19 protein-coding genes, 1 tRNA gene and 1 pseudogene are annotated in these 21,187 nt (G+C 72.7%); 10 read left to right on the top strand and 11 right to left on the bottom strand.

Annotated features, from left to right (window positions below; all coding sequences use genetic code 11):
• Positions 1–234: 234 nt before the first annotated feature.
• Both ACFQTY_RS05545 and ACFQTY_RS05550 read right to left on the bottom strand, forming a co-directional pair.
• Positions 235–837, bottom strand: a complete 603-nt coding sequence (locus ACFQTY_RS05545) for a TetR/AcrR family transcriptional regulator (RefSeq protein ID WP_378098359.1) — start codon at positions 835–837, stop codon at positions 235–237.
• On the bottom strand, positions 834–2,129 hold the full coding sequence (locus ACFQTY_RS05550; protein ID WP_378098362.1) for an MFS transporter: 1,296 nt from the start codon (positions 2,127–2,129) through the stop codon (positions 834–836). Before ACFQTY_RS05550 ends, ACFQTY_RS05545 begins: the two co-directional genes overlap by 4 nt.
• Before the next feature lie 102 nt (positions 2,130–2,231).
• On the opposite strand from ACFQTY_RS05550, the gene ACFQTY_RS05555 reads away from it, so the two are divergent.
• Positions 2,232–2,870, top strand: coding sequence for a GntR family transcriptional regulator (locus ACFQTY_RS05555; RefSeq protein WP_378098365.1), 639 nt, complete (start codon positions 2,232–2,234; stop codon positions 2,868–2,870).
• Between the two features lie 46 nt (positions 2,871–2,916).
• On the opposite strand, the gene ACFQTY_RS05560 is transcribed toward ACFQTY_RS05555, so the two are convergent.
• Positions 2,917–4,764, bottom strand: coding sequence for a phosphoenolpyruvate carboxykinase (GTP) (locus ACFQTY_RS05560; protein WP_378098368.1), 1,848 nt, complete (start codon positions 4,762–4,764; stop codon positions 2,917–2,919).
• 114 nt (positions 4,765–4,878) lie between these two features.
• Between ACFQTY_RS05560 and ACFQTY_RS05565 the strand changes: the two genes are divergently transcribed.
• A complete protein-coding gene (locus tag ACFQTY_RS05565; RefSeq protein ID WP_378098371.1) occupies positions 4,879–6,399 on the top strand; it encodes a helix-turn-helix domain-containing protein in 1,521 nt (506 codons plus the stop codon).
• Between the two features lie 93 nt (positions 6,400–6,492).
• Here the strand turns inward: ACFQTY_RS05565 and ACFQTY_RS05570 are convergent, their stop codons facing one another.
• The 3 genes from ACFQTY_RS05570 to ACFQTY_RS05580 all read right to left on the bottom strand — a co-directional run bounded on the left by ACFQTY_RS05570 (position 6,493) and on the right by ACFQTY_RS05580 (position 9,609).
• Complete coding sequence (locus tag ACFQTY_RS05570) at positions 6,493–7,587, bottom strand: ABC transporter substrate-binding protein (protein ID WP_378098374.1); 1,095 nt, start codon at positions 7,585–7,587, stop codon at positions 6,493–6,495.
• A 178-nt stretch (positions 7,588–7,765) separates the two neighbouring features.
• On the bottom strand, positions 7,766–8,677 hold the full coding sequence (locus ACFQTY_RS05575; RefSeq protein WP_378098377.1) for an ABC transporter permease: 912 nt from the start codon (positions 8,675–8,677) through the stop codon (positions 7,766–7,768).
• Positions 8,674–9,609, bottom strand: a complete 936-nt coding sequence (locus ACFQTY_RS05580; protein ID WP_378098380.1) for an ABC transporter ATP-binding protein — start codon at positions 9,607–9,609, stop codon at positions 8,674–8,676. Before ACFQTY_RS05580 ends, ACFQTY_RS05575 begins: the two co-directional genes overlap by 4 nt.
• A 170-nt stretch (positions 9,610–9,779) precedes the next feature.
• On the opposite strand from ACFQTY_RS05580, the gene ACFQTY_RS05585 reads away from it, so the two are divergent.
• Both ACFQTY_RS05585 and ACFQTY_RS05590 read left to right on the top strand, forming a co-directional pair.
• Complete coding sequence (locus tag ACFQTY_RS05585) at positions 9,780–11,402, top strand: ATP-binding protein (protein ID WP_378098383.1); 1,623 nt, start codon at positions 9,780–9,782, stop codon at positions 11,400–11,402.
• Entirely contained in the window at positions 11,399–12,109 is a 711-nt protein-coding gene (locus ACFQTY_RS05590) for a response regulator (RefSeq protein WP_378098386.1), read from the top strand. Before ACFQTY_RS05585 ends, ACFQTY_RS05590 begins: the two co-directional genes overlap by 4 nt.
• A gap of 48 nt (positions 12,110–12,157) precedes the next feature.
• On the opposite strand, the gene ACFQTY_RS05595 is transcribed toward ACFQTY_RS05590, so the two are convergent.
• Positions 12,158–13,528 (bottom strand): hypothetical protein, encoded by a 1,371-nt coding sequence (locus ACFQTY_RS05595; protein ID WP_378098389.1) that lies wholly within the window; start codon positions 13,526–13,528, stop codon positions 12,158–12,160.
• Between the two features lie 330 nt (positions 13,529–13,858).
• Positions 13,859–14,230 carry a glyoxalase superfamily protein gene (locus ACFQTY_RS05600; RefSeq protein ID WP_378098392.1) on the bottom strand — a complete coding sequence of 124 codons (372 nt, stop codon included), beginning with the start codon at positions 14,228–14,230 and terminating at the stop codon, positions 13,859–13,861.
• 250 nt (positions 14,231–14,480) lie between these two features.
• Between ACFQTY_RS05600 and ACFQTY_RS05605 the strand changes: the two genes are divergently transcribed.
• The 3 genes and pseudogenes from ACFQTY_RS05605 (at position 14,481) to ACFQTY_RS05615 (ending at position 15,273) form a co-directional block, all read left to right on the top strand.
• Positions 14,481–14,597: an HPr family phosphocarrier protein gene (locus tag ACFQTY_RS05605; RefSeq protein WP_378098395.1), complete on the top strand. Its 117-nt coding sequence runs from the start codon at positions 14,481–14,483 to the stop codon at positions 14,595–14,597.
• Between the two features lie 268 nt (positions 14,598–14,865).
• Positions 14,866–14,973, top strand: a pseudogene (locus tag ACFQTY_RS05610) (DUF2510 domain-containing protein); the annotation flags it as partial.
• 93 nt (positions 14,974–15,066) lie between these two features.
• The gene (locus ACFQTY_RS05615; RefSeq protein ID WP_378099119.1) at positions 15,067–15,273 is read left to right on the top strand and encodes a DUF4177 domain-containing protein; all 207 of its coding nucleotides are present in this window, start codon (positions 15,067–15,069) and stop codon (positions 15,271–15,273) included.
• A 102-nt stretch (positions 15,274–15,375) separates the two neighbouring features.
• Here ACFQTY_RS05615 and ACFQTY_RS05620 read toward each other — a convergent pair.
• A tRNA-Met gene (locus ACFQTY_RS05620) sits at positions 15,376–15,449 on the bottom strand.
• Between the two features lie 207 nt (positions 15,450–15,656).
• Here ACFQTY_RS05620 and ACFQTY_RS05625 point away from each other — a divergent pair.
• Together ACFQTY_RS05625 and ACFQTY_RS05630 are read left to right on the top strand one after the other, a co-directional pair.
• Complete coding sequence (locus ACFQTY_RS05625) at positions 15,657–16,940, top strand: ammonium transporter (RefSeq protein WP_378098398.1); 1,284 nt, start codon at positions 15,657–15,659, stop codon at positions 16,938–16,940.
• The gene (locus ACFQTY_RS05630; protein ID WP_291759457.1) at positions 16,940–17,278 is read left to right on the top strand and encodes a P-II family nitrogen regulator; all 339 of its coding nucleotides are present in this window, start codon (positions 16,940–16,942) and stop codon (positions 17,276–17,278) included. The genes ACFQTY_RS05625 and ACFQTY_RS05630 overlap by 1 nt, the downstream gene beginning before the upstream one ends.
• 22 nt (positions 17,279–17,300) lie before the next feature.
• Here the strand turns inward: ACFQTY_RS05630 and ACFQTY_RS05635 are convergent, their stop codons facing one another.
• Both ACFQTY_RS05635 and ACFQTY_RS05640 read right to left on the bottom strand, forming a co-directional pair.
• Positions 17,301–17,912 (bottom strand): GNAT family N-acetyltransferase, encoded by a 612-nt coding sequence (locus tag ACFQTY_RS05635; protein WP_378098402.1) that lies wholly within the window; start codon positions 17,910–17,912, stop codon positions 17,301–17,303.
• Positions 17,913–17,957: 45 nt separating this feature from the next.
• Complete coding sequence (locus ACFQTY_RS05640; protein ID WP_378098405.1) at positions 17,958–18,950, bottom strand: CorA family divalent cation transporter; 993 nt, start codon at positions 18,948–18,950, stop codon at positions 17,958–17,960.
• Between the two features lie 226 nt (positions 18,951–19,176).
• On the opposite strand from ACFQTY_RS05640, the gene ACFQTY_RS05645 reads away from it, so the two are divergent.
• Positions 19,177–21,120, top strand: a complete 1,944-nt coding sequence (locus ACFQTY_RS05645; protein WP_378098408.1) for an APC family permease — start codon at positions 19,177–19,179, stop codon at positions 21,118–21,120.
• The last annotated feature ends 67 nt before the right edge of the window (positions 21,121–21,187 follow it).

Raw genomic sequence — 21,187 nt, forward strand, 5'->3', positions numbered from 1 at the left:
ACCACGAAGCACAGGGCGGTCAGCACCACGAACGCCAGGTCCGCCATCGCGTGCGCACCCCTCGCCGTCCACGGCCCGCAGGCCGGACGTCCACCATGGCCGTCACGACCATTGATCCACCGGGGTCGGCGCCGGGCGCCGATCCTGACGGTTCCCGGACGCCGGAGCCGCCGCCCCGGACGCAATCCGGGCCCAGACAGACGTGGTCCGGCGTGCCCGCCGGGTCCCGCGCCGTCAGTGCGCGGCGCAGCCCGTGGCGGCCGGCACGAGCAGCCCCTCGTGGACCGCCTCGAGGAAGGCAGGGTCGAGCGGCTCCCGGCCGACGAGCAACCGGTACGTGACCATCGCGGCGGGCACCTCGGCCAGCAGGTCCGGGTCGGCTCCCGCCGCGAGCTCGCCGCGGGCCGCCGCTCGGCGCAGCACCGTGCGCAGCCGCGCGACCCGCGGCTGGACCAGCCGGTCGCGGATCGCCGAGGTCAGCTCCGGCGAGTCGGCGGCGTCCGTTAGCAGTCTGGGCAGAGCACGCCAGAGCGCGTCCTCGCGCGCGCCCGCCCGCAGCGCGCGCAGGTCGTCGGCCACCGAGCCCGTGTCGGGTACGGCGGCCTCGGTCGCTGCCGGCTGCGCGTCGGCCAGCGCGTCGACCACCAGCTCCGCCCGGGTCCACCACCGCCGGTGCACCGTGCTTCGGCGCGCACCCGCGCGCGCGGCCACGCCCGTCAGCGTGATCCCGTCGTACCCGCGCTCACTGAGCTCGTCCCGGGCCGCCGCGAGGAGCTGCGCCTCGTCGGCCTCGGTCGGGCGGCGCCGCCACCCGCACTCGGTCAGCCACGTGGTCATCGGGCGCCCACCCGCTCCAGCCACGGCGCCGCCGACTCGTCCGGCCAGTCCGGCACGGGGATCGTCCGCCGCGCGACGGCGACGACGGCGCCGCACACCACGGCCAGCACCGCGACGGCGGTCAGCAGCGCGGGATAGCCGCCGACCGGCTGCAGCCAGGCGAGCACGACGGGCAGCGTGAACCCCAGGTACGTGAGGCTGTAGTACACGCCCGTCAGCCCGGCCAGGTGCTCCTCGTCGGTCAGCCGCTGCACCTCCACCAGGCCGGTCACCATGCAGATGCCGTAGCCCAGCCCCAGCACCACCGCGGTGACCGCCGCCAGCCACAACGTCGGTGCGACCGCCGCCCGGGCGCACAGCGCCGCACCGACCGCCATCGCGCCCATCCCCACGTGCGGCGCGTGCCGGCGCCGCGCCGGCGGCAGCCGCCGCAGACCCACCTGCACCAGCGCGCCGGTGCCGAGGGTCACCAGTGCGAGCACCGCCGCGACGGCGACGTCCGCACCGTGGCTGGCCCGGTGCAGCAGCGCGGGCAGCACCGCGTACGCCAGCGCGGCGCCGGCGAACACCCACGGCGCCAGCGGGGTCAGCACCAGCAGGAACCGACGGCGCGACGCCGCCGGCACGCGCAGGTCCGCCAGCAGCGAGCGGATGTCGGCGTCGAACCGTCGGGTCTCAGGGGCTGCGACCAGGGCGGCGAGCGCCCAGAGCGACAGCAGCACGTGCACGACGTAGGGGAGGACGGACGGCCCGGGCGCCCACTGCGCGAGCGCACCCGACACCCCGGCGCCCACACCGAACCCGAGCGTCAGCGTCACCGAGGCGCGTGCGGCTCCCGTGCCGTCGTCCGCCCCCTGCTCCCACGGACCCTGCGACAGCTCTCGCAACCAGCTGGTGCCCACCACCATCGCCGCGGCGACGCTCAGCCCGGACAGCAGCCGCCCGAGGCACATCAGCGGCAGGGTGTGGACGCCGGTGGCCAGGGCCGCGCTCGCGGCGATGCCCAGCACCACGGCCGGCACCATCACCCGCTTGCGGCCGTACCGGTCCGACAGCGCGCCGGAGAGCAGGAAGCCCGGCACCAGGCCCGCGACGTAGGCCGCGAAGACGACGTCCACCGCCATCGTCGTGTACCCGTCGTGCTGCCGGTACATCAGCATCAGCGGCGTGAAGTGGTTGCCGCCCCAGGCTGCCGCGAACACCGCCGGGGCGACCGTCCGCCAGGGGCGGGCCCGTCCCGTCCGCCGGTCCGCTCCCGTCCACGGGCCCAGGCCCACCGTCGCCTCCGACATCCGACCGCCGTCCTACTGGAATCCAACTGGGATACCAGTCAGGCTACCCCCGCGACCCGAGTGGGACAGACTGGGGGTCGACCAGCGGGAACGAGGGGGCACGTGGTGGTGTCGCAGACGCCGAGCGCCGCGCAGCGGGCGCTCCAGGAGATCCGCCAGGCGATCGCCAGCGGGGAGATCGCCCCGGGCTCGATGGTCAGCGAGCACGACCTCGCCGCCCGGGTCGGGGTCAGCCGCACGCCGGTCCGGACCGCCCTGGTGCGCCTGCAGGACGAGGGCTGGGTGACCATCTACCCGCAGCGCGGCGCGCTGGTCCGGCAGATCGGCCCGGAGGAGTCCCGCCACGTGACGCAGGCCCGGCACGCCGTCGAGTACGCGTCGGTGCGATCGCTGCCGGAGGCGGACCGCCGGGCGCTCGCGCGGACCCTCACGGCACTGGTCGACGACCAGGCGGACCAGCTCGCGCGGGGCGACCTCGCGCGGTTCGTCGAGGTGGACGTCGAGTTCCACCGGTCCTTCGTCGTCGCAGGCGGCAATCCCGTGCTGCTCGACTTCTACGACAAGCTGCGCGCGCGGCAGGTGCTGCTGACCGCCCGGCGTGCGGCGAGCGCGCCGAACGCCGAGCGGATCCTGCAGGACCATCGCCGCCTGGCGCAGCTGGTCGAGCAGGGCGACATCGAGACCCTCGACGGCGCGCTGCGCGAGCACCTCGCCACCGCGGAGCTGTCGCCCCAGGACTGAGCACCAGGTCAGACGCACGCTCCGTCCGCCGGCCGGGTCGCCCCCGTCACAGGCGCTCCACCAGGCGCTGCCGAAGTCCGGTCAGCTCGGCCGCGACCTGCGGCGGCAGCCGGTCGCCGAAGGTCTCGAACCACTCGGCGGTGGCGTCCGCCTCGACCAGCCAGGCGGCCGGGTCGACGTCGAGCAGCTCGGACACCTGGTCGGCGTCGACGTCGAGCCCGGTGACGTCCAGCGCGCCGGGGGCGGGCAGCAGGCCGACGGGGGAGTCCACGGCAGCCGCCGACCCCTCCAGCCGCCCCACGACCCACGCGAGCACCCGGGAGTTCTCCCCGTACCCGGGCCACAGGTACCGGCCGTCGGCACCCTTGCGGAACCAGTTCACGGCGAAGATCGCCGGGGCGCCGGCTCCGAGCCGGGCGCCGACCTCGAGCCAGTGCGCCCAGTGGTCGCCCATGTGGTAGCCGCAGAACGGCAGCATGGCGAACGGGTCCCGGCGCAGGGTGCCGACCGTGCCCTCGGCGGCGGCCGTCTGCTCGGAGGAGATCGTCGCGCCGAGGAACACGCCGTGGGCCCAGTCCCGGGCCTGCGTGACCAGTGGCACGTTGGTCGCCCGCCGGCCGCCGACCAGGATGGCGTCGACCCGGACGCCGGCCGGGTCCTCCCAGTCCGGGGCGATCGCCGGGCACCGGTCCGCGCGAACGGTGAACCGGGAGTTCGGGTGGGCTGCCGGCCGACCGCAGCCGGGGGTCCAGTCCTGCCCCGTCCAGTCGACCAGGTGGTCGGGGACCCGCTCGGTCAGCCCCTCCCACCACACGTCGCCGTCGTCGGTGAGCGCGACGTTGGTGAAGATCGTGTCGCTGGCGACCATGGCGATCGCGGTGGGGTTGGTGGTCTCGCCCGTGCCGGGGGCGACGCCGAAGAACCCGGCCTCGGGGTTGATCGCGCGCAGGCCGCCGTCCGGGCCGGGGCGCATCCAGACGATGTCGTCGCCCAGCGTCTGGGCCGACCAGCCCGGCAGGGTGGGACGCACCATCGCCAGGTTCGTCTTGCCGCACGCGGACGGGAACGCCGCGGCGAGGTGGTAGTCGCGTCCCTCGGGGCTGGTCAGCCGCAGCAGGAGCATGTGCTCGGCCAGCCAGCCGCCGTCGCGGCCCATCACCGAGGCGATCCGCAGCGCGAAGCACTTCTTGCCGAGCAGGGCGTTCCCGCCGTACCCCGAGCCGAACGACCAGATCTCGCGGCTCTCCGGGAAGTGCACGATGTACTTCGTCTCGTTGCACGGCCACGGCACGTCCGCCCGTGCCGTGCCGTCGGGGTCGACCAGCGGCATCCCGACGCTGTGCACGGCGGGCACGAAGTCCCCGTCCGAGCCCAGCTGCTCCAGCACCGCCGCCCCGACGCGCGTCATCAGGTGCATGCTCACCACGACGTAGGGGGAGTCGGTCAGCTCCACGCCGATCTCGGCGAGCGGCGACCCGACCGGACCCATGGAGAACGGCACCACGTACATCGTCCGGCCCCGCATGGAGCCCGCGAACACACCGTCGAGCTCGGCGCGCATCTGGGCGGGGTCCCGCCAGTTGTTCGTCGGACCCGCATCCTGCTGGCGCTCCGAGCAGATGAACGTCCGGCTCTCCACCCGCGCCACGTCCCCCGGGGCCGACCGTGCGAGGAAGGACCGCGGCCGCCGCTCGGGGTTCAGCCGCACGAACGTCCCGGCGTCGACGAGCAGGTCGCACAGCTCCTGGTACTCCCGTGCCGACCCGTCGCACCACACGACCCGGTCGGGGAGGGTCAGGCGGGCGACATCCTCGACCCAGGTGCCGAGGCGCTCGTTCCGCTGCGCCAGGTGCTGACCGCTCACGGTCAGGCTCGGTTCGGCCAGGGACGTCATCGGGTGCTCCTTCTCTTGCAACATCGCGGACGGTCTTGACGATTGCACCGTCCGGGCCACGAGGAACCGTGCTGGTGGCCGCAAGAAACGCGGATCTTTCGATATCGTCATGCCATGTCGATCGACGCCGTCCGCCGGACCAGCCAGGCCGCCCTGACCGGCCCGGTGATCGCCGTGCCGGAGACCACGGGTGCGGCGGCGGAGGCCGACGACCTGCTGACGCTGGGTCGCCGCATCCGGCACGTCCGGACCGAACGCGGCATGACGCTCGACCAGCTCGGCGCGGCGGTCGGGGTGAGCCCCAGCCAGCTCTCCCTCGTCGAGAACGGCCGGCGTGAGCCGCGCGTCACGCTGCTGCAGGCGATCGCGACCGCGCTCGGGGTTCCGACGGCCTCGTTCCTGTCCGTCGAACCGCCGTCGCGCCGCGCGGCGCTGGAGATCGCGCTCGACCGGGGGCAGCGGCGCGCGAGCTACGCCGCTCTCGGCCTGCCGGAGATCCGTCCCGGTCGCACGCTGCCCACCGACGTGCTGGAGGCGCTGGTCGGCCTGCACGAGGAGCTCGCCCGCCGGACGGACGCCGCGGTCGCGACGCCCGAGGAGGCGCGCCGGGCCACGACGGTGCTGCACCGGTGGATGCGCCAGCGGGACAACTGGCTGCCGCCCATCGAGGAGGTCGCCGGGGACCTGGTCCGCCGCAGCGGCTACACGACCGGGGCGCTCAGCCACCGCAGCGTCGCGCAGATGGCCGAGAGCCTGGGCTTCACGTTGGTGCACACGCCGGACCTCCCGCCGTCGACGCGCACCGTCACCGACCTGGCCAACGGACGGATCTACCTGCCGCCCGCCTCGATCCCCGGGGGCCACGGGCTGCGCTCCCTGGCGCTGCAGGCGATCGCCCACCGGGTCCTCGGCCACGAGCGACCCATCAGCTACGCCGACTTCCTGCGGCAACGCATCGAGATCAACTACTTCGCCGCCGCGTGCCTCATGCCGCAGTTCGCCGCGGTCCCGTTCCTGGAGCGGGCCAAGAAGGCCAAGAACCTCGCGGTGGAGGACCTGCGCGACGCGTTCGGCGTGACGCACGAGACGGCGGCGCAACGCATGACCAACCTGCTGACCTCGCACCTGGACCTGCGGGTGCACTTCATGCGGGTGGGGGAGGACGGCGCCCTGTACAAGGGCTACGAGAACGACGGCTTCCCGCTCCCGACGGACAGCACCGGTGCGTCAGCCGGGCAGATCGTGTGCCGGCACTGGCCGGCGCGGGCCGCCTTCGGCCGGCGCGACCGCAGCGCGGAGAACCACCAGTACGTGGACACCCCGGTCGGTACCTACTGGGCGTCCACCCAGACGGGCACCACCTCGCTCGGCGAGTTCTCCATCACCTTCGGCGTGCCGTTCGACCAGGCCAAGTGGTTCCGGGGACGCGAGACGACCGCACGCACCCGCTCGGCCTGCCCCGACCCCCGCTGCTGCCGCCTGCCGGCCCGTGAGCCCGCCGAGCGGTGGGCCGACCGCTCGTGGCCCAGCGCGGTGGTGCACACGCAGATCCTGGCGCCGCTGCCCACGGGGACGTTCCCCGGGGTGGACGAGAACGACGTGTACGCCTTCCTGGACCGGCACTCCGGGAGCTGACGTCCCGGCCCGGGCGAGGCGGGTCGCCCGCACAGGCACGGGTGCGTGCCCCACCTCTGCTCGGTGGGGCACGCACCCGTGTGCGGACGCCCGCTACTGGGCGAAGCCCTCCAGCTTGTTGGCGGCGACGACGAAGTCGTTGGTGTACGTCTTCGTCAGGTCGACCGGTGCGGTGACCTTGCCGGCCAGCTTCTCCACCGCCAGGACCGTGTCAGGGCCGTTGGCCGGCATCATGCCGTCGGGCAGGAACTGCCCCTTGTCCTGGTCGAGGGCCTTGACGTACAGGTCCTTGGTCACCAGCCCGTTGGACACGAAGTTCGGGGGCAGGTGGTCGGCGATGTCCGCCGCGCTGTGGGTGGCGATGTAGTGCATCGTCGCCACCAGGGCGTCGACCACCTTCTGCACCGTGTCCTTGTTCGCGTTCACCCAGTCGGCCTTCGCCAGGACGGCGGCGGACGGGAACGCGCCGCCGAGCCACTTGTCGGCCCCGTCCGTCGTGGCCAGGTCGATCGCGGAGTAGGCGATCTTCTGCGTCTCCAGCGCGCTGACCGTGGGCTGGGTCGTCATCCCGCAGACGACGGTGCCGTGCTGCAGCGCCGCGACCAGGGTGCTGCCCGCGCCGACGCCCTGCCGGTGGAACTGGGCCTGGGTGAGGCTGCTCTTCGCCGCCAGGTAGAGCGTCAGGTCGTCGGTGCCGGAGCCGAGGTCGGTGACCCCCACGGTCTTGCCCGACCAGTCGGCCGGCGAGGAGACGTTGGAGCCCGTCGCGCACATCTCCCGCTCGCCGGGCGCCCCGCTCAGCTGGGCGACGCTGATGACGTCCTTGCCCTTCTGCTGGAAGTCGATCGTGTGGACGTACCAGGCGCCGGCCATGTTCACCTGCCCCGACGCCACCGCGTCCTCTGCGCCGACACCGCCGGACACCTCGGTGCTCAGCTTCATGTCGATGCCGTACTTCTTGTAGTAGCCGAGGCCCTCGGCCAGCTGGTACGGCAGGTAGATCTGCTTGTCGATCCCGCCGACCATCATCGTGACGGTGACCGGTGCAGCGCTGGCACCGCCGGCGCCGGTGGCGGCACTGCTCGCGCCCCCGCTCCCGCTCGCGGCGCCGCCGCAGGCGGCGAGGGTCATGGTCGTCGCGACAGCGACGAACCCCGTCATCGTTCGGGCGTGCACTCGTGTGGCCATGTCTCGTTCTCCTCGTTGAGAGCTGATGTGCGGGTGGTCCGGTCGGTCACGTCTGGGTGGGCACCTCCTCGGTGGTTCCGGGCAGGCGGACGGGCAGCGCAGTGGCAGGGCACAGCGGTGGTAGGGCAGGGCCGTGGCAGGGCAGGCTCGCCCAGCGATCTGCCGGTGAGGGAGGGGGCTAGAGGCCCGCGACCTCGGTCTGGGTGCCGGGCCGCCAGCTGAGCAGGCGCTTCTCGAGCTGGCTGATCAGCCCCTCGGCGCTGAGCGCCACGACGGCGATCAGCAGCATCGCGGCGAAGATCCCGTTGGGGTCGAAGTTGTTCTGCGCCGTCGAGATCACCAGCCCCAGCCCCTGCTGGGCGCCGAGGAACTCGCCGACGATCGCCCCGATGATCGCGAACCCGAAGGCGACGTGCAGGCTCGCGATGATCCAGACGACGGCCGACGGCAGCACGACGTGCCGGACGGTCTGCGCACGGGACGCGCCCAGCACCCGCACGTTGGCGACCAGGTTGCGGTCCACCTCACGCACGCCCTGGAAGGCGTTGAAGAACACCACGAAGAAGACGAGGACCGCGGCGAGGAGCACCTTCGAGGTGGTGCCGAACCCCAGCCACACCACGAAGATCGACCCGAGCACGATGCGGGGGATCGCGTTGAGCACCTTGATGAAGGGCCCGATCACGTCTGCCAGGAACGGGATCTGGCCGAGCAGGACGCCGAGGACGATCCCCGCGAGCGTGCCGTAGGCGAAGCCCAGCAGGGCCTCCTTCATGGTCACGCCGATCTGCAGCCACAGGGAGCCGTAGGCCGTGCCGTGCTGCACCCAGTCCGTCAGCTTGAGCACGATCCCCGACGGCTGGCCGAAGAAGAACGGGTCGACGATCTTGCGGTCGGTGAACAGCTGCCAGCCGCCGACGACCACGACGAGCACGGCGAGCCGCGTCGACTGGACCAGGACCTTCCGCCGGCGCACGCGTCGGCGCGCCGCCTCGGCGATCGACGCCTCGTCACTCGGAGCGGGCTGGACGGACTGTGCGCGGATGGCGGCGAGCGTCCGCGCGTCGCCCATGGTCGAGGCCTCGTTCACGACCGTCCTCCCTCGGTGCCGGTGGTGGCGGAGCCGGCGGCGCGGCCGGTCCTCGCGTACGCGCGCTCGACCTCCTCGCGCAGCGACTCCCAGATGCGCTGGTGCAGCTCGAGGAACCGGCTGTCGAACCGGATCTCCTGCACGGCCCCGCGCGGGCGGGGCAGGTCGATGTCGTAGACCGCCTTCACCGTGCCGGGACCGGCGGTCATCACCACCACCCGGTCGGCGAGCGCCACGGCCTCCTCGAGGTCGTGCGTGATGAAGATGACCGAGGGCCGGGTCCGCTCCCACAACGTGAGCAGCTCGTTCGACATGATCGCCTTGGTCTGCACGTCGAGGGCTCCGAACGGCTCGTCCATCAGCAGGATCGACGGCTCGCTGATCAGCGACGCCGCGAGCGTGGCCCGCTTGCGCATGCCGCCCGACAGCTGGTGGGGGTGGTGGTCCTCGAAGCCGGACAGGCCGACCACGTGGAGCCACTCCCGTGCACGCCCGAGGGCGGACGCCTTCGACTCGCCGCGGAACCGGGGCCCGAGCGCGACGTTCTGCAGCACGCTCTTCCAGGGCAGCAGCGCGTCGTGCTGGAACATGAAGCTGGTGCTGTCGGGGATGCCGTCGACCACCGCGCCGCCGACGCGGACCACACCCGCGCTCGGCCGGTCCAGGCCGGCCACCATGGTGAGCGTCGTGGACTTCCCGCAGCCGGTCGGGCCGACGACGGCGCAGAACTGACCGGGCTCGACGACGAAGTCGACGTCGCGCAGCGCGGTCATGGCGGCCCCCGTCGGCGACACGAACCGCTTCGTGACGCCGACGAGCTCGATACGGGAACGGTCCTGCGGTGCCGAGGCCGGGGCGGCCCCGCCGGCGGCGGCGGAGCGCGGGGCGGCGCTCTCGTCGGCGGTTCGGGGAAGGGGCTGTCTGAAGGACATGTCGGGCGGTCCTCTCGCTTCGTCGGGAGATCACCGGGTCCGACGACTGTGAGCGGCGCCACACGTCCGGTCCAGATTGCGTCGGTAGATCGCACCAACTGATCGATGAGGCCTTTGATGAGCATTTCGGTCGCGGCGGCAAAGTCGCGGAACCGGACTAACATCCGCCAATGGCACTCATCGGTGAACGCCATCGGCTGTCGACGCAGATCTTCACGTTGCAGATCGTGATCCTGCTGCTGACGGTGGTCGCAGGCTTCGCCGTGTCGTTCGTGCAGGCCAGGCGGGTGCTGGACGCCCGGACGGCCGAGTCGTCCCTGGCCATCGCGCGCACGGTGGCCTCGATGCCGGAGATCGTCACGGCGCTCGCGGGCCCCTCGCCGGCCCGCGTGATCGCCCCGGTCGCCGAGCGGGTCCGGCGTGCGACGGGGGCCGCGTTCATCGTCGTCGCGGACCGCCAGGGCATCCGCTACTCGCACCCCAACCCCCAGCTGATCGGGACGTCCCTGCTCGGAGACCCGGCCGAGGACCCGCAGTCGGTGCTGGCCGGCAACACCTTCACCGGCGTCGAGACCGGCTCGCTCGGTCGGTCGATGCGCGCCAAGGTGCCGATCGTCGCGCCGGACGGGACCGTCGTCGGGCTCGTCTCGGTCGGGGTGCTCGAGGCGCACGTCAGCTCGGAGCTGGCGGCACGCCTGCCCGAGTCGTCGGTGCCGCCGCTGCTCGGCCTCGGGCTGGGAGCGCTCGGTGCGCTCCTGCTCGCACGCCGCGTGAAGCGGCAGACGTTCGGCCTCGAGCCGCGGGAGATCGCGGCGCTGCTCGAGCAGCGCGAGGCGATGCTGCACAGCATCCGGGAGGGCGCCCTGACCATCGACCCGGCGGGCCGCGTCACGCTGGTCAACGACGAGGCGACGCGGCTGATCGGCATCGACACCTCGGCGCTGGGCCGGCGCCTCGACGAGCTGGCGCCGCCCGGTCGGCTGCGTGACGTGCTGACCGGCAAGGTCGAGGGGCTCGACGAGGTGGTGCTGGTCGGCGACCGCGTGGTCGTGGTGAACCGGATGCCCGTCGAGGTGCACGGCAAGTCGGTCGGCGCCGTCGTCACGCTCCGTGACCGCACCGAGCTCGACGGTCTGCTGGACGAGCTCGCCGACGTCCGCACCATGGCCGACGCCCTGCGGGCGCAGGAGCACGAGTTCGCCAACCGGCTGCACGTGATCGGAGGCCTGCTCGAGCTCGAGCGCTATGCCGAGGCGGTGCGGTTCGTGAACACCAGCTCCTCGCTGCATCAAGAGCTCGCCGGCGCGCTCGTCGGCCGGATCGGGGAGCCGATCGTGTCCGCGCTGCTGCTCGGCAAGGCCTCGGTGGCGAGCGAGCGTGGCGTCACCCTGCGCGTCGAGATGGTCGAGGAGGTGCCGGCCGGGCTCGTCGACCCGCAGAGCCTGGTGACCATCCTCGGCAACCTGGTGGACAACGCCCTCGACTCGGCGGCGCAGGGCGGTCCGGGTGGCCGGGTCGAGGTGTCGATCGGGCTCGACGGGCCCGAGCTGCAGCTCCGCGTCCACGACTCCGGCCCGGGGATCGACCCCGCGGTGTCCGCCGAGATCTTCCGCGACGGGTTCACCACCAAGGTGGCGCGCGGCAACGGCCGCCGACGGGGGCTCGGCCTCGCGCTGGTCAGCCAGGCCGTCCACCGGCTCGGCGGGCGCATCGTGGTGGACAACGCCGACGGCGCCGTCTTCACCGTGACGCTGCCGATCCGTCCCCGGGACCTGGCGGCGGTGGCCGGGTGATCCGGACCTTGATCGTCGACGACGACTTCATGGCGGTCTCCGTGCACCGCCAGTTCACGGAGCGGGTGCCCGGCTTCGAGGTGGTCGGCACCGCGAGCACCGGGGCGGCCGCGCTCGCTGCCGTCGCCGAGTGTCGGCCTGACCTGGTGCTGCTCGACGTGTACCTGCCGGACGTGGACGGCGTGGAGACCCTCCGACGGCTGCGGGCGACCACCGGCGTCGAGGTCGACGTCATCGCGATCACCGCGGCGAAGGACGTCGACATCCTGCGTCGCGCCATGCACCTCGGCGTCGCCCACTACCTGGTCAAGCCCTTCACCTTCGCCACCTTCCGCGAACGGCTCGACACCTACGCGGCCGCACGTCGGCGCCTGCAGCAGATGGCGGAGGCCGACCAGCGGAACGTGGACCGCGTGTACGGCACGCTGCGCTCGGCCGGCGTGGACTCCCTGCCGAAGAACATCTCGGCCCCGACCCTCGCGGTCGTGGTCGAGGTGCTGCGGGAGCGGTCGAACATCTCGGCCGGGGAGGTCGCGACGAGCGCCGCGATCAGTCCGGGCGTGGCGCGCCGCTACCTGCGCTACCTGCTCGACATCGGGACGATCGACTACACGCTGCGCTACGGCGCCGCCGGGCGCCCCGAGCACCTGTACCGATGGCTCGGCCAGCAACCTGCGGTCGCCGAACGGCCGCGCGGGACGCGCTGACGCCTGCGACCGGGAGCGGGAGCGGACAGCCGAGGCGCCCGGCGACGGTCAGCGCCAGCTGAAGTACTCCTGGTGGATGTTCACCTTTGCCACTCCTGCACGCCGGAAGGCGCGGGTGAGCTGCTTGACCATCCGCTGCGGCCCGCACAGGAACACGCTCAGCCGCTGTGGCGGCACGGGGAGCTCGGCGAGCACCCGCTCGGCGGTCAGGTGACCGTCCACCGCGGTGTCGACCACGTGCAGGTGCAGGTTCGGGTGCGCGTCGGCGATGCCCTGCAGCTCGTCGGCGAACGGTGACCGGCCGCGCGAGCTGACGTAGAAGTCGACCCGGTCCGCGTCCAGCTGGTCGTCGAGCGAACGGGCCCAGCTCAGGAACGGGGTGATGCCCACGCCGGCGCCGATCCACACCTGTTCCGCCGTGCCGTAGGCCCGGTCGAAGCGGCCGTGCGGCCCGTCGACGACGGCCGGCATGCCTGGGCGCACCAGGTCGTCGACGCTGCTGGAGAAGTCGCCGAGGCCCTTGACCGTGATCGACAGGTCGCCCGCCCGGTCGGAGCTGGAGATCGAGAACGGGTTGCGTGACCAGCCCTGCTTCGTCTCGATGGAGACGATGGCCCACTGGCCGGCGACGAAGCGCAGAGGCTTGGCCTGCGGTGCCAGCGTGATCACCTGCGCGTCACGGCCGGGGATCGGCTCGACGGCCTTGACCTTGTACCGGTGCACCCGGACGAAGAACCGGGCGAACAGCTCGCGGTACGCGTAGAACGCCAGGCCCGTCGCGCCGACGACGATCAGGCTCCACCGCAGCACCGGGTCGCCGCCGAACACCGTCGCATCGAGCACGGCGTGCACGATGCCTGCGGCGACGAACAGCCCGAGCACGCGGTGCACGTTGCGCCACAGGTCGTAGCCGTTGAGGAACCGGTGGGCCCATCGACCGCCCGGGCTCTGCGCCACCCGCTCGACCTGCGCACGGAGGAACGGGGGCACGAGCTGCCGCCAGCGAGGCAGCATCGCCCACAGGACCAGCCCGACGATCCCGACCGCGCCCACCACACCCAGGCTCTTGCCCCTCGGTGCCTCCTGGCCGGTCGACGTGGTCGCGGTGTGCACGAGCATCAGCACCGTCCCGGCGATGGCGCACGTGCGGTGCCAGATGGCCGCCCGGTCCAGACCGGCGAACAGCGACTCGACCCAGCTGGTCGAGCTCATCAGCACCAGCGCCAGGGTGAACAGCAGCACGGCCTCGGAGCCGATCGCCTGGCCGAGGTACGTCCCCCACGGTCCCGCGGGGTGCCGGGCACCCCAGAGGGCCGCGTAGGCGACGACGAGGGCGCCGAGGACGAACGGTCCGGCCGCACGCGTCCGGTACCGGATCATCGTCTCCCGGTCGAACGGCCACACCCCGGCGAAGGTCATCTGCCTGCCTCCCGCCGCGAGAGCCGACCCGACACGGGCAGTATTCGCTGGCCGCGGCCCGACTGCGACCGGTGGCGGGGCCGGTGCGGGGAGCGGGCCCGCGATGACCGGTCCCGGCCTCAGGTCCCGGCCTCCGGGTGCTTCCGGCAGGCTCCTGCGCCATCAGCGCGGACGTGCTCCGTCCGCCGCCCTTCGGGCGGCGGCGTCGACGAAATCGTCGTAGCTCGGTACGAAGTAGTACGACTCGGCGCCCTGGAGCGGGTCGCCTCCGAGGCGGGCGCGGGCCAGCCTGCGGCGGGACGCTAGCTCGGTTCGCCGCGGCGACCGCGATCACTCGCGGTGCGGCAGCTCCTGGAGGGCCCAGGCGTTGCCGTCGGGGTCGCTGAAGTAGACGAAGCGTCCCCAGGGGAGGTCCTCGACGGCGCTGACGGCAACGCCGCGCGCCGACAGCTCCTCGTGCGCTGCGTCGGCGTCGGCCACGACGATCTGGAGCCCGTGCACCGACCCCGGCGGCGTGTCGACGAGGCCTTCACCGAAGGCGATTGAGCAGGCGGAACCGGGTGGGGTGAGCTGGACGAACCGCAGCTGGTCGCTCACGCGCTGGTCGTGGTCGACCACGAAGCCGACCTTGTCGGCGTAGAACTCCTTGGCACGGTCCACGTCGGAGACGGGCAGGACGATGAGCTCGATCTTGTAGTCCATGCCGAGATGCTAGAGACGCCCACCGACACGGCACGGGGCTCCTGTGCAGGACCGCTACGCGGTGTCACCGGGCTCCACGCCCACGCCATGCGGGTCCACAAGGAGCGGGGGAGACGGGTCGCGGCGTCGGTCTCGGCGTGACCCGCCTTCTACCGCACTCTCGCGTCGATCTCGGTTCGTCGGGCTCGCGCGATGCGCCGAACGACGTCCTAGGGAATCGGGTGCTGTGCGGCGCCGTACACGGTAGGTCATGGGACTCGGCGTGCAGAACGGCGAGCAGGTGACGCTGACCGCCGACGGGTCGGACGCGGGGAGCGTCCTCGACGAGCTCGTCGCGCTCCTCGCCACCGACCTCGACGCGGTCTAGCACGGGCCCCCGCGCGCACGTGTGGGCGAGCACGGGTGTGCGAACCGCCGGCCGCGCGGCGTGTCAGCCGAGGGCGGTCGACCCGCGGTCGGGCTGGGTCTCGCGCTGCGAGAGGTCGCTGGTGACGTCGTGCCGCGAATCGGCGGAGCGCCACGAACAGCGGATGCCGTACCGGGTGAAGTGCCGCGCGAGGGGAACGGCGGCCGCCTTGCGATGCCAGGCTGAACGCCGAGCGGGACCGCCGGTGGTGGTGGCCGATCCGCCGAGGATGACGGGAACGGGGTGTCTGGTGCCTGACGCGAACGCTGGCTGGTACGACGACGGGACCGGCACCAGCAGGTGGTGGGACGGGCAGCGGTGGACGGACCAGACCCAGCCGACTCCACCGATGGGCGGCATCGGAGGTGTGGTCAACCGGATCCAGGCGGAGGCGTCCTCCGGGTCTCGGCCGCGCCCCGCAGCGACAGGGATGAGCTACGTCGTCCTGCAGGTCATCCTGAAGGAGAAGCTGTGGGGCACCGGCTCGGGCAACCTCACCGAGCTGGAGAAGGCCATCAATGCACAGGCGGCGCTCGGCTACCGACTCCACACGATTACCACTGCGGCGGCGGGCAGCAAGGGCATCGGTGGCGGTGACCGGATCCAGGCAACCATGGTCTTCGAGCGGCTGACCTGAGTCTGAGGCACAGCACCACGGCAAGGCGCCCAGATCAGCTGACGAAACGAGAAGAGGCCCTCCCGCTCAACCGAGCGGAAGGGCCTCTGACCTGCATATTTGTAGCGGGGGCAGGATTTGAACCTGCGACCTCTGGGTTATGAGCCCAGCGAGCTACCGAGCTGCTCCACCCCGCGTCGGCTCGACAACCCTACGTCACCACCAGGGCACGGCCAAATCCGCCGGCCCGCCCCCACCGCCGAGCGGGCCCGCGCACCACCCCTCCGGGCCGCGCAGGACGCCCAACGGACAGCCACCGTCGCCACTCCCACGAGCCAGTACGCTCGCGCGCGGCGTAGCCACGGCGGCGGACCGGTCCGCCTCCACGCGAGAGAGATGGCCCGATGCACCTCCTCACCACCGCAGCACCCGTCGACGCCGGCGACACGGCGTGGATCATCGTCTGCACCGCGCTCGTCCTGCTGATGACGCCGGGACTCGCGTTCTTCTACACGGGCATGGTCCGGTCGAAGCACGCGCTCGCGATGATCATGCAGAGCTTCACGGCGATCGCGGTCGTCTCGATCACCTGGGTGGTCGTGGGCTACTCGCTGGCGTTCGACACCGATGCGGGCGGCGGCCTGGTCGGCGGCCTGCACCTGGTGGGCCTCGCGCACGCGGAGCAGGCGGTGCCGGGCATCCCGCTGACGGTCCCGCCGCTGGCCTTCGTCGCGTTCCAGCTGATGTTCGCCATCATCACGGCGGCCCTGATCAGCGGCGCGTCGGCGGACCGGATGCGGTTCGGCGCGTTCGTCACGTTCGTCGCCGTCTGGTCGGTGGTCGTGTACGCGCCGCTCGCGCACTGGGTCTGGTCGCCCACCGGGTGGCTGCACCGCGCGGGCCTGCTGGACTTCGCCGGCGGGACGGTCGTGGAGATCTGCTCCGGCGCGTCGGCCCTGGCCCTCGCCCTGGTGCTGGGACCGCGGCGCGGCTGGCCGCGGGAGATGATGGCGCCGCACAACCTGCCGCTCACGCTGCTGGGCGCCGGCCTGCTCTGGTTCGGCTGGATCGGGTTCAACGCCGGGTCGGCGCTGACGGCGGGCACCCTCGCGGCGAGCGCGGCGCTGGCCACCCACCTGTCCGGTGTCGGCGGCATGATCGGCTGGCTGGCGCTCGAGAAGCGGCTGACCGGCAAGGCCACCACGCTGGGCGGCGCCACGGGCGCGGTCGCGGGGCTGGTCGCGATCACGCCGGCCGCCGGCTTCGTCGCACCGGTCCCCGCGATCCTCGTCGGCGTGGTCGCCGGCGTCGTCTGCCTGTTCGCCATCCGGCTCAAGTTCCGCTTCCGCTACGACGACTCGCTCGACGTGGTCGCCGTGCACTACGTCGGTGGCGTGATCGGCACGATCGCCGTCGGCCTGCTCGCCGCCACCGCGGTCAACCCGGCCGTCGCCCACCAGGGTCTGCTGCTCGGTGGGGGGCTCGGTCAGGTGGGACACCAGCTGCTCGGCGTGCTGGCCGCCTCGGCGTTCGCCTTCGGGGCGTCCTACGCGATCGCGTGGGCGCTGCGCGCGACCATCGGGCTGCGGGTGACGCCCGAGGAGGAGCACGAGGGCCTCGACTCGAGCCAGCACGCCGAGACCGCGTACGAGCTCACCGCCACCTCCAGCATCGGAAGGACCTCCTGATGAAGCTCATCACGGCGATCGTCAAGCCGTTCAAGGTCTCCGACGTCCGCGAGGCGCTCGGCGCCATCGGCGTCCGGGGCCTGACCGTGTCGGACGCGCAGGGGTACGGCCGCCAGGGCGGGCACACCGAGGTGTACCGCGGCGCCGAGTACCAGATCGACTTCGTGCCGAAGGTGCGGCTCGAGGTGGTGGTCAGCGACGAGATGGCCGCGACCGTCGTGGACACGCTCGTCGCGGCGGCCCGCACCGGCAAGATCGGTGACGGCAAGGTGTGGGTGCAGACGATCGACGAGCTGGTGCGGGTACGGACCAACGAGCGCGGGGACGACGCGGTCTGAGCCGCCGTCCGGGCCGCGGGCGTCAGACGACGGGCAGCTCGAAGATCGTCTCGAGGCCGTCCTCGTCGTCCCACTGCTCGCCCACCTCGACCAGCCCGAAGGATGCGACGAGGGCCCGGGACGCGACGTTGTCCGGGCTGACCGTCGCCCGCAGCACGCGCACGTCGGCCCGGTCCCGCGCCACGGCCAGCAGCGCGTCCATCGCCGCCCGGGCGTACCCGCGGCGGCGCGCCCACGGCACCACCTCGTAGCCGACCTCGACCGTGCCACGTGCGTCGGGCGGGCCGTGGAACCCGGCGCGGCCGACGGCGGTCCCGCCCGGGGTGGCCGGACCGGGTCCGAGGCCGGTGCCCGACCCCGCTGCGCTCGTGGCCGCCACCAGGGAGGAGTCCACCAGCAGCCGCGTCACCCAGGACGCGTCCGCCGGCCGCTCCTGGACCTGCTCGGCGCGGATCTGCCAGACCCGACGGCAGTGGTCCGTCGCCAGCCCGGGGTCGATGCGCAGGCCCGGCACCGCGCGTTCCGCGCCGTCCGCGTGGCCTGCGGCGAGGGCCGCGAGCGCCGGGGCAGGCACCTGGACCAGCCGCACCTCCGGCCGGGCGGGGGAGAGCCAGGGGTCGTCGAGCGCCGTCACGAACCCATCGTGCCGGGGGCTCCGGGGCCGGTCACGGGATTTGCCCTACAGCCAGTGCCGCCGCTTGAACACGACGTACACCCCGAGGTCGATCAGCACCACGGCGCCCATCACCCACGCCCATGCCCCGGTGGTGTTCACCAGCGGCAGGTCCTTGAAGTTCATCCCGAACAGCCCGGACGTCACCGCGGGGATGGACAGCATCGCTGCGATGGCCGAGATCTTGCGCGTGTCCTCGTTCTGCTGGGCGGCCACGTTGTTCTCGTGGCTGGCGACCACCGCGTCGAGGGTGAGGTTCTGCTCGTTGGCCAGCACGGCGGTGCCCGCCAGGTCGTCCATCAGGTCCCGGATCCACGGCCCCACCTCCTCGTGGTCGACGGAGAGCTCCTCGAAGTGGCCCTCGCTGGCCTTCAGGGAGGCGTTCAGGGTGGCGACCGCCCGGTCGACCTTGCCGATCTGCCCGCGGAGCCGGTAGATCCGTTCGCGGTTCTCGCGGACGGAGTCGTCGAACACGTCGCGCTCGAGCTCCTGGAGCTCGTCCTCGATCGTGTCGGTCAGCCGGGCGTAGTCGCCGGCCACCTCGGCCATGACGGCGAACGCCGCGCCGAGGGCCCCGCCCCGGACCCGGGCGTCCGGCTCGGCGAGGCCGGAGCTGCGGACCTCCTCGCCCTGCGCCCGCGTGCGTCGCACCGTGACCAGCGCTCCCGGGGCGATGAACAGGAACACCTCGCCGACGGTGACCGTGGGGTACGTCCTGGTCAGCTCCAGGGTCCACAGCACCACCGCGAGGTGGTCGCCGAAGCGCTGGATCTTCGGCTGCTGGCGGCCCGTCACCGCGTCCCGGGTGGCACGGGGGTCCAGCGACAGGGGCTCGGCGACGGATGCCATCTCGGCCTCGTCGGGCATCCAGAGCTCCAGCCACAGGAAGCCACCCTCGTGGCGCGCCTCCTTCAGCTCCCTCGCGACATCCGGCGACGGGTCCGTGTCCAGCGGGTGCGGTTCCCCGGCGCTGTCGAACCGGACGGCGTGCGTGAGCACGGTGCCTCCTTCGTGCGCCGCACGTTGCTGGACGCTCGTCCGACGTGGGCGGTGGCACGAGTGTCCTGGCACGCCCCGTGCTCCGCATCCGATGGCTGCGGGGCGGTGGGCCGATGGTCCCGCCGTCGGGCGACCGCCCGTCAAGGCGGCGTCAGGATCCGCGCGACGGCGTCAAGACGGCGTCAGGACGGCGACCTGCCCACCCTGGGAGCCGTTCGATGGAGGTGTGACAAGCCTGCTCACGGCGCCCAAGCGCCTGCTCGTCGGCAACCCGCTGCGCAACGAGCGGATGGGGGAGACCCTCCTGCCCAAGCGCATCGCGCTGCCGGTGTTCTGCTCCGACCCGCTCTCCTCCAACGCGTACGCCACGGAGGAGATCCTCCTGGTGCTGTCCGTCGGCGGCGCGTCCCTGCTGCACCTGACCCCGTTCGTCGCGCTCGCCGTCATCGTCCTGCTGGTCGTGGTCGTCGCGTCCTACCGGCAGACCTGCTACGCGTACCCGACCGGCGGCGGCGCCTACGCCGTCAGCCGCGCCAACCTCGGCGCCCGGCCGGCGCTGGTGGCCGCCAGCGCGCTGATGGTCGACTACGTGCTGACCGTCGCCGTCTCCGTGGCGGCGGGGGTGGCCAACATCGTCTCGGCGTTCCCGTGGCTCGCGCACTCGGCGCTGCCGATCACGCTGGGCTTCGTCGCCCTGCTCGCGGTGATCAACCTGCGCGGCGTGCGCGAGTCGGGCACGGCGTTCGCGATCCCGACGTACGGGTTCGTCGTCGCGGTGCTCGCGATGATCGGCGTGGGCCTGGCCAGGACGTTCGCCGGGCACGCACCCGTCGCGGCCTCCGCGGCGATCAGCGTGCACTCCACCGCCACCCTCGGCCCCCTGCTGGTGGTGGGCATCGCGCTGCGGTCCTTCGCCTCCGGGTGCACCGCCCTGACCGGCGTCGAGGCCGTGAGCAACGGCGTGCCGAGCTTCCGCGAGCCCAAGCCGCGGAACGCGGCGAGCACGCTGGCCGCGATGGGCGGGCTGACCATCGCGATGTTCATCGGCATCACGGCGCTGGCGATGATCAGCCACGTCCACATCGCCGAGGACACCTCCCAGCTGGTCGGCGCGCCGGCCGGCTACCACCAGGGCACGGTGATCGCCCAGCTGTCCGGGGCCGTCTTCGGCTCGAGCAGCATCGCGTTCTACGTCGTGCAGGCGTTCACCGCCGCGATCCTGGTGCTGGCCGCCAACACGGCCTTCAACGGGTTCCCGATCCTCGCCTCGATCCTGTCCGGCGACGGCTACCTGCCGCGGCAGTTCGGCCGGCGGGGCGACCGGCTGGTGTTCAGCAACGGGATCGTGATCCTGGCGCTGCTGGCCGGCCTGCTGCTGTGGGTGTTCGACGCGAGCACCACCCGGCTGATCCAGCTGTACATCATCGGGGTGTTCGTCTCGTTCACCCTGAGCCAGGCCGGCATGGTGAAGCACTGGACGACGGCCATCCGCGCCACCGTGCTGCGCGACGAGGTGCCGCGGATGGTCCGCGCCCGGCTGGTGAACGGGCTCGGCGCCGTGGTGACGGCGATCGTCCTGGTCATCGTGCTGGTCACCAAGTTCACGCACGGCGCGTGGCTGGTGGTGATCGCGATGCCGGTCGTGTTCCTGGCGATGGAGGGCGTGCACCGGCACTACGCGTCCGTCGACCGCGCGCTGACTCCTCCGCCCGGCGGTGTGCCGCTGCCCAGCCGCGTGCACGGCATCGTCCTCGTGTCCCGGCTGACCATGCCGACGCTGCGCGCGCTCGCGTTCGCCCGGGCCACCCGACCGTCCACCCTGACGGCGCTGACGGTGCGCACCCAGGAGAAGGAGGCGGCGACGCTGCTCGCCGACTGGGCGGAGCGCGACGTGCCCATCCCGCTGACCGTGCTCGACTCCCCGTACCGGGACCTGACCCGCCCGGTGCTGGAGCACATCGCCCGCATCCGGCGGGACTCGCCGCGGGACCTCGTCGTGGTGTTCGTGCCGGAGTACGTGGTGGCGCACTGGTGGCAGCAGGCGCTGCACAACCAGAGCGCGCTGCGGCTGAAGGCCCGGCTGCTGGTGCAGCCCGGGGTGATGGTCACCTCGGTGCCGTGGGTCCTCAGCCCGGAGCAGACGCCGGCGCCGGTGCAGGTGGCCGGCTGACCGTTTCCGCGCCCGCACCGGGTGCGGCCACCCGCGCCCGCACCGGGCGCCTCCAGCTCGCCCGCCC

It is taken from the genome of Cellulomonas sp. T2.31MG-18 (assembly GCF_964266755.1).
In the GTDB taxonomy this organism is placed as follows: domain Bacteria; phylum Actinomycetota; class Actinomycetes; order Actinomycetales; family Cellulomonadaceae; genus Cellulomonas.

Bases quoted from the DNA above. Each gene is read 5' to 3' on its own strand.
- ACFQTY_RS05545 (WP_378098359.1), bottom strand. From the start codon at position 837: ATGACCACGTGGCTGACCGAGTGCGGGTGGCGGCGCCGCCCGACCGAG.
- ACFQTY_RS05550 (WP_378098362.1), bottom strand. From the start codon at position 2,129: ATGTCGGAGGCGACGGTGGGCCTGGGCCCGTGGACGGGAGCGGACCGG.
- ACFQTY_RS05560 (WP_378098368.1), bottom strand. From the start codon at position 4,764: ATGACGTCCCTGGCCGAACCGAGCCTGACCGTGAGCGGTCAGCACCTG.
- ACFQTY_RS05565 (WP_378098371.1), top strand. From the start codon at position 4,879: ATGTCGATCGACGCCGTCCGCCGGACCAGCCAGGCCGCCCTGACCGGC.
- ACFQTY_RS05570 (WP_378098374.1), bottom strand. From the start codon at position 7,587: ATGGCCACACGAGTGCACGCCCGAACGATGACGGGGTTCGTCGCTGTC.
- ACFQTY_RS05580 (WP_378098380.1), bottom strand. From the start codon at position 9,609: ATGTCCTTCAGACAGCCCCTTCCCCGAACCGCCGACGAGAGCGCCGCC.
- ACFQTY_RS05585 (WP_378098383.1), top strand. From the start codon at position 9,780: ATGGCACTCATCGGTGAACGCCATCGGCTGTCGACGCAGATCTTCACG.
- ACFQTY_RS05595 (WP_378098389.1), bottom strand. From the start codon at position 13,528: ATGACCTTCGCCGGGGTGTGGCCGTTCGACCGGGAGACGATGATCCGG.
- ACFQTY_RS05600 (WP_378098392.1), bottom strand. From the start codon at position 14,230: ATGGACTACAAGATCGAGCTCATCGTCCTGCCCGTCTCCGACGTGGAC.
- ACFQTY_RS05605 (WP_378098395.1), top strand. From the start codon at position 14,481: ATGGGACTCGGCGTGCAGAACGGCGAGCAGGTGACGCTGACCGCCGAC.
- ACFQTY_RS05615 (WP_378099119.1), top strand. From the start codon at position 15,067: ATGAGCTACGTCGTCCTGCAGGTCATCCTGAAGGAGAAGCTGTGGGGC.
- ACFQTY_RS05625 (WP_378098398.1), top strand. From the start codon at position 15,657: ATGCACCTCCTCACCACCGCAGCACCCGTCGACGCCGGCGACACGGCG.
- ACFQTY_RS05630 (WP_291759457.1), top strand. From the start codon at position 16,940: ATGAAGCTCATCACGGCGATCGTCAAGCCGTTCAAGGTCTCCGACGTC.